General features: G+C 59.2%; 4 protein-coding genes. All 4 read left to right on the forward strand.

Features of this window, described 5'->3' with window-relative positions; all coding sequences use genetic code 11:
* On the forward strand, positions 1 to 1,131 hold the full coding sequence (gene lpxB, locus QF010_RS32410) for a lipid-A-disaccharide synthase (protein WP_429511992.1): 1,131 nt from the start codon (positions 1 to 3) through the stop codon (positions 1,129 to 1,131).
* An 11-nt stretch (positions 1,132 to 1,142) separates the two neighbouring features.
* Positions 1,143 to 1,769, forward strand: a complete 627-nt coding sequence (gene rnhB / locus QF010_RS32415; RefSeq protein ID WP_033056287.1) for a ribonuclease HII — start codon at positions 1,143 to 1,145, stop codon at positions 1,767 to 1,769.
* 83 nt (positions 1,770 to 1,852) lie between these two features.
* Positions 1,853 to 5,374 (forward strand): DNA polymerase III subunit alpha, encoded by a 3,522-nt coding sequence (dnaE, locus tag QF010_RS32420; protein WP_429534707.1) that lies wholly within the window; start codon positions 1,853 to 1,855, stop codon positions 5,372 to 5,374.
* Positions 5,375 to 5,514: 140 nt separating this feature from the next.
* Positions 5,515 to 6,462: an acetyl-CoA carboxylase carboxyltransferase subunit alpha gene (locus QF010_RS32425; protein ID WP_008154040.1), complete on the forward strand. Its 948-nt coding sequence runs from the start codon at positions 5,515 to 5,517 to the stop codon at positions 6,460 to 6,462.
* Positions 6,463 to 6,640 lie beyond the last annotated feature (178 nt).

A 6,640-nucleotide genomic window follows, 5' to 3' on the forward strand; every position in this document is an offset into this window, starting at 1 on the left:
ATGGCTAATCTGCGTATTGCGCTGGTAGCGGGTGAGGCTTCCGGCGACATTCTTGGCGCGGGTCTCATGCGCGCACTCAAGGCTCAGCACCCGGCAGTCGAGTTCATCGGTGTCGGCGGTCCGCTGATGCAGGCCGAAGGCCTGACCTCGTATTTCCCGATGGAGCGTCTTTCGGTCATGGGCCTGGTGGAAGTGCTGGGCCGCTTGCGCGAGTTGCTGGCACGCCGCAAGAAGCTGGTTGCCGACCTGATCGCCGAGAAGCCGGACGTGTTCATCGGTATCGATGCCCCGGACTTCAACCTCAATATCGAACTCAAGCTGCGTCAGGCCGGGATCAAGACCGTGCATTACGTTAGCCCGTCGGTTTGGGCGTGGCGGCAGAAACGGGTGCTGAAGATTCGCGAAGGCTGCGATCTGATGCTGACGCTGTTCCCGTTCGAAGCGAAATTCTATGAAGAGAAGGGCGTGCCGGTGCGGTTTGTCGGGCATTCCCTGGCTGACGCCATCCCGCTGGAGGCCGATCGCGCCGCCGCGCGGGCTGAACTCGGCTTGCCCGACGGGCCGCTGGTTGCTCTGATGCCCGGCAGTCGCGGTGGCGAAGTTGGCCGTCTCGGTGCGTTGTTCCTCGATACGGCCCAGCGTCTGCGAGCCCTGCGCCCTGGTGTGCGGTTCGTCATGCCTTGCGCCGGCCCCGAGCGCCGCAAGCAACTTGAAGAGCTGCTGGCGGGCCGGGATCTGCCGCTGACATTGCTCAACGGTAAATCCCATCTGGCGCTGGCAGCCTGTGACGCTGTACTGATTGCCTCCGGAACGGCGACGCTTGAAGCGTTGTTGTACAAACGGCCGATGGTGGTCGCGTACCGCTTGGCGCCGCTGACGTTCTGGATTCTCAAGCGCATGGTGAAAAGCCCCTACATCTCGTTGCCGAACCTGCTGGCCCAGCGCCTGTTGGTGCCCGAGTTGTTACAGGACGATGCGACCGTTGAAGCCTTGGCCCAGACGCTGTCGCCACTGATCGAAGGCGGTGAAGAACAGACCCGCGGCTTCGATGAAATCCACCGGACCCTTCGTCTGGATGCCTCCAACCAGGCTGCAGATGCAGTGCTGAACCTGATCGGCCAAGTACAATGAGTAAAACAAGCATGCAAATGGGGCTGGATTTCACCTTGGTCGCTGAAGTCGAAGATTTGGTTGCCGGTGTTGACGAAGTCGGTCGCGGCCCGCTTTGTGGCGCAGTGGTAACGGCTGCCGTGATCCTTGATCCGAGCCGTCCGATCCTGGGCCTGAACGACTCGAAGAAGCTCACCGAAGCCCGCCGCGAAAAGCTCTACGACGAGATCTGCGAAAAAGCCCTGAGCTGGTGCATCGCTCGGGCCGAAGTCGAAGAAATCGACGAGCTGAACATTCTCCACGCCACCATGCTGGCCATGCAGCGCGCCGTCGAAGGCCTGCACATTACGCCGAAACTGGCGATGATCGATGGCAATCGTTGCCCGAAGCTGTCGATGCGTGCCGAAGCGGTGGTGCAGGGCGACGGCAAGGTACCGGCCATCGCCGCAGCCTCGATTCTGGCCAAGGTCAGCCGCGACCGCGAGATGGCAGCGTTCGAATTGATTTACCCGGGTTACGGCATCGGTGGCCACAAAGGTTACCCGACGCCCGTTCATCTGGAGGCGCTGGCCCGCTTGGGGCCAACGCCGATTCACCGCCGCTCGTTCGCCCCGGTACGCCTGGCGTACGAGGCGCGGGAAAACCTGATCGAGAGTTAGTCGCAAGGCTGATGTTTTTGCCAAGGCCCGGTACAATCCGGGCCTTGTTGTCTTCACGTTTCTAGTTTCTAGACAGGATCACTATGCCGGCTTCATTCGTTCATCTACGCCTGCACACTGAGTATTCCCTGGTCGACGGTCTGGTGCGGATCAAACCGCTGGTCAAGACCCTGGTCGGCATGAACATGCCTGCCGTAGCGGTCACCGACCAGAACAACATGTGTTCCCTGGTCAAATTCTATAAAGCCGCCATGGCCGCCGGGATCAAGCCGATCTGTGGCGCCGACCTGTGGCTGTCGAACAAGGATCCGGATAACGCTCTGAGCCGGATCAGCCTGCTGGCGATGAACGCCGTGGGTTATCGCAACCTCACCGAGCTGATCTCCCGCGGCTTCATCGACGGCCAGCGCAATGGCTCGGTCATCATCGAGCGCGAGTGGGTGGCCGAAGCCAGCGAAGGCTTGATCATGCTGTCGGCGGCGAAAGAAGGCGAGATCGGTCTGGCGATGCTCAGTGGCAACCCGGCCGAAGCGGAAAACCTGGCACGCGAATGGATGGCCGTGTTCCCGGATCGGTTCTACCTGGAAATCCAGCGCACCAACCGCCCCAACGACGAAGAACAGTTGCACGGTGCCGTGGCCCTCGCTGAAAAAATCGGTGCGCCGCTGGTCGCGACCAACGACGTGCGCTTCATCAAGCAGGAAGACTTCGCCGCCCACGAAACCCGCGTTTGCATCGGTGAGGGCCGAGCCCTCGACGATCCGCGGCGTTCGAAGAATTACAGCGATCAGCAATACCTCAAAAGCGCCGAGGAAATGGCCGAGTTGTTCAGCGACATTCCCGAAGCGCTGGAAAACACCGTCGAGATTGCCAAGCGCTGCAACATTGAAGTGAGGCTGGGCACTCACTTCCTGCCCAACTTCCCGATCCCCGATGGCATGACCATCGACGAGTATTTCCGCAAGGTTTCCTTCGATGGCCTGGAAGATCGCCTCAGCGTTCTGCTGCCCAAGGACACCACCGAAGACTACGAAGCCAAGCGTCAGGTCTACGTCGACCGGCTGAATTTCGAGCTGGATATCATCATCCAGATGGGGTTCCCCGGTTACTTCCTGATCGTTATGGACTTTATCCAGTGGGCCAAGAGCAACGGCGTGCCGGTAGGTCCAGGCCGGGGGTCGGGTGCCGGGTCGCTGGTGGCCTACGTGCAGAAGATCACCGACCTTGACCCGCTGGAATATGACCTGCTGTTCGAACGGTTCCTTAACCCGGAACGGGTTTCCATGCCCGACTTCGACGTCGACTTCTGCATGGACGGTCGTGACCGTGTAATCGATTACGTGGCCGAGAAATACGGCCGCAACGCGGTAAGCCAGATCATCACCTTCGGTTCCATGGCAGCCAAGGCTGTGGTCCGTGACGTGGCGCGGGTGCAGGGCAAGTCCTACGGTTTGGCGGATCGTCTGTCGAAGATGATTCCGTTCGAAGTCGGCATGACCCTGGAAAAGGCCTACGAGCAGGAAGAAATCCTCCGTGACTTCATCAAGGTCGATGAAGAGGCCGCCGAAATCTGGGAAATGGCCCGCAAGCTGGAAGGCGTTGTGCGTAACGTCGGTAAGCACGCCGGTGGTGTTGTTATTGCCCCGACCAAGCTGACTGACTTCTCGCCGATTTATTGCGATGAGGCCGGTGATGGTCTGGTTACCCAATTCGACAAGGATGACGTTGAAGCCGCGGGCCTGGTGAAGTTCGACTTCCTCGGTCTGCGGACCCTGACGGTCATCGACTGGGCGCTGAAAACCATCAACCGTGATCGCGCCAAGGTTGATGAGCCGCCGCTGGATATCGCGTTCATCCCGCTGGATGACAAGCCGACTTACCAGTTGCTGCAAAAAGCTGAAACGACTGCGGTGTTCCAGCTTGAGTCGCGCGGCATGAAAGAGCTGATCAAAAAGCTCAAGCCCGACTGCCTGGAAGACTTGATCGCATTGGTGGCCCTGTTCCGTCCGGGCCCGTTGCAATCGGGCATGGTGGACGACTTTATCAACCGTAAGCACGGTCGCGCCGAGCTCGCGTACCCGCACTCGGACTACCAGTACGAAGGCCTCAAGCCGGTTCTGGCTCCGACTTACGGCATCATCCTGTATCAGGAACAGGTGATGCAGATTGCCCAGGTCATGGCCGGTTACACCCTCGGCGGTGCGGACATGCTGCGTCGAGCCATGGGTAAGAAAAAACCCGAAGAAATGGCCAAGCAGCGCGGCGGCTTCATTGACGGTTGCAAGACCAACAATATCGACGCTGACCTGGCCGGTAACATTTTCGACCTGGTAGAGAAATTCGCCGGTTACGGCTTCAACAAATCCCACTCCGCCGCTTACGGCCTGGTGTCATACCAGACCGCGTGGCTGAAAACGCACTACCCGGCGCCATTCATGGCCGCGGTACTGTCGGCGGATATGCACAACACCGACAAGGTCGTGACCTTGATCGAAGAAATTCGCACCATGAAGCTGCGTCTCGACGCGCCGGATGTGAATACTTCGGAGTTCAAGTTCACGGTGAATGACGAAGGCCGGATTATTTACGGCCTCGGCGCGATCAAGGGTGTGGGCGAAGGTCCGGTGGAAGCCATCACCGAGGCGCGTCAGGAAGGTCCGTTCAAGGATCTGTTCGATTTCTGCGCCCGTGTCGATCTCAAACGTATCAACAAGCGCACCCTGGACGGATTGATCCGCAGCGGTGCGCTGGATCGTCTGGGGCCTTACTTCCATGACGAGCAGAAAGCCTATCAGGCCAATATCGACCGCAACCGAGCGGTCTTGCTGAACGCCATGGAAGGGGCGATCAAGGCCGCCGAACAAACCGCGCGTACCCACGATAGCGGTCATGTCGACCTGTTTGGCGGTCTGTTCGTCGAAGAAGATGCCGACGTCTACGCCAATCACCGCAAGGCCAAGGAGTTGACCCTCAAGGAACGCCTGAAAGGGGAGAAAGACACCCTGGGCCTGTACCTGACCGGTCACCCGATCGACGAATACGAAGGTGAGATCCGCCGTTTCGCCCGTCAACGCATCATCGACCTGAAACCGGCCCGTGATACCCAGACCGTCGCGGGCATGATCATCGCCTTGCGCGTGATGAAGAACAAAAAGGGCGACAAGATGGGTTTCATCACCCTCGACGACCGCTCGGGTCGGATCGAAGCGTCGCTGTTCGCCGAAGCATTCCATTCGGCGCAGTCGCTGTTGCAGACCGACGCGATGGTGGTGGTCGAAGGCGAAGTCAGTAACGACGATTTCTCCGGCGGGCTGCGGTTGCGGGTCAAGCGGGTGATGAGCATGGAAGATGCGCGCACCAACCTGGCCGAAAGCCTGCGCTTGAAGTTGCAAACCCAGGATTTGAAAGGCGATCAGCTACGCTGGCTCGGTGAGTTGTTCAAGCGTCACCGTGGCGCGTGCCCGATCACTATGGAATACACCAGTCCCGATGCGAAGGCCTTGCTGCAGTTCGGCGAGACCTGGCGAATTGACCCGGCGGATGCCTTGATTCAAGCCCTGCGTGACCAGTTCGGGCGAGACAACGTCTTCCTCCAATACCGTTGACGGTCGGGGGCTATCTGTAGGTCCCGATCTCGACCAGAATTTTTAATCTCGACCTGAACGCGCCTGTCCCTTAAGGTAGGGCGCGAATAGACAACCGGCCGGCCCAAGCTCTCTTGGATGTCGACCCAAGACGGACGCCTATGAACCCGAATTTTCTTGATTTCGAACAGCCGATCGCCGACCTGCAAGCCAAGATCGAAGAGTTGCGCTTGGTCGGTAATGACAATTCGCTGAATATCGGCGATGAGATCTCCCGCCTGCAGGACAAAAGCAGCACGTTGACCGAAGACATCTTCGGCAAGCTGACCAGCTGGCAGATCGCGCGTCTGGCGCGTCACCCGAAACGTCCATATACCCTGGACTACATCGAACACATCTTCACCGAGTTCGATGAACTGCACGGCGACCGTCACTTCTCCGACGACGCTGCGATCGTCGGCGGCATTGCGCGTCTGGACGATCAGCCGGTGATGATCATCGGTCACCAGAAAGGCCGCGAAGTACGCGAGAAAGTTCGTCGCAACTTTGGCATGCCGCGTCCGGAGGGCTACCGCAAGGCTTGCCGCCTGATGGAAATGGCCGAGCGTTTCAAAATGCCGATCCTGACCTTCATCGACACCCCGGGCGCTTACCCTGGTATCGACGCTGAAGAGCGCAACCAGAGCGAAGCGATTGCCTGGAACCTGCGCGTCATGGCACGCCTGAAAACCCCAATCATCGCCACCGTGATCGGTGAAGGTGGTTCCGGCGGTGCTCTGGCGATCGGCGTATGCGATCAACTGAACATGTTGCAGTACTCGACCTACGCGGTGATTTCGCCGGAAGGTTGCGCCTCGATTCTGTGGAAGACCGCCGAGAAAGCGCCGGACGCTGCCGAAGCCATGGGCATCACTGCCGAGCGCCTGAAAGGCCTGGGTATTGTGGATAAAGTGATCAGCGAGCCGTTGGGCGGCGCGCACCGTAATCCGGCTGCTGCGGCTGCATCGATCCGTGCCGAGCTGAGCTCGCAGCTGGCGATGTTGAAGAAGTTCGATAACGAAGCGCTGTTGGCTCGCCGTTACGAGCGTCTGATGAGCTACGGTCTCTGATCTGACCTCGCTTTACCCATGTGGGAGCGAGCCTGCTCGCGATGGCGGTATAACAGTCAGCAGATTTGTTGAATGTTAAGCCCTCATCGCGAGCAGGCTCGCTTGTATGTTTAGACTTGAAGGGGTGGGTGGGACTACAGACTCGATTCTGACTCTGACCAGTACAGACCGTGGGAGA

Origin of the sequence: Pseudomonas silensiensis (genome assembly GCF_050434865.1) — a bacterium.
Lineage (GTDB): Bacteria > Pseudomonadota > Gammaproteobacteria > Pseudomonadales > Pseudomonadaceae > Aquipseudomonas > Aquipseudomonas fluorescens_W.

Bases quoted from the DNA above. Each gene is read 5' to 3' on its own strand.
- QF010_RS32425 (WP_008154040.1), top strand. From the start codon at position 5,515: ATGAACCCGAATTTTCTTGATTTCGAACAGCCGATCGCCGACCTGCAA.
- rnhB (WP_033056287.1), top strand. From the start codon at position 1,143: ATGCAAATGGGGCTGGATTTCACCTTGGTCGCTGAAGTCGAAGATTTG.
- lpxB (WP_429511992.1), top strand. From the start codon at position 1: ATGGCTAATCTGCGTATTGCGCTGGTAGCGGGTGAGGCTTCCGGCGAC.
- dnaE (WP_429534707.1), top strand. From the start codon at position 1,853: ATGCCGGCTTCATTCGTTCATCTACGCCTGCACACTGAGTATTCCCTG.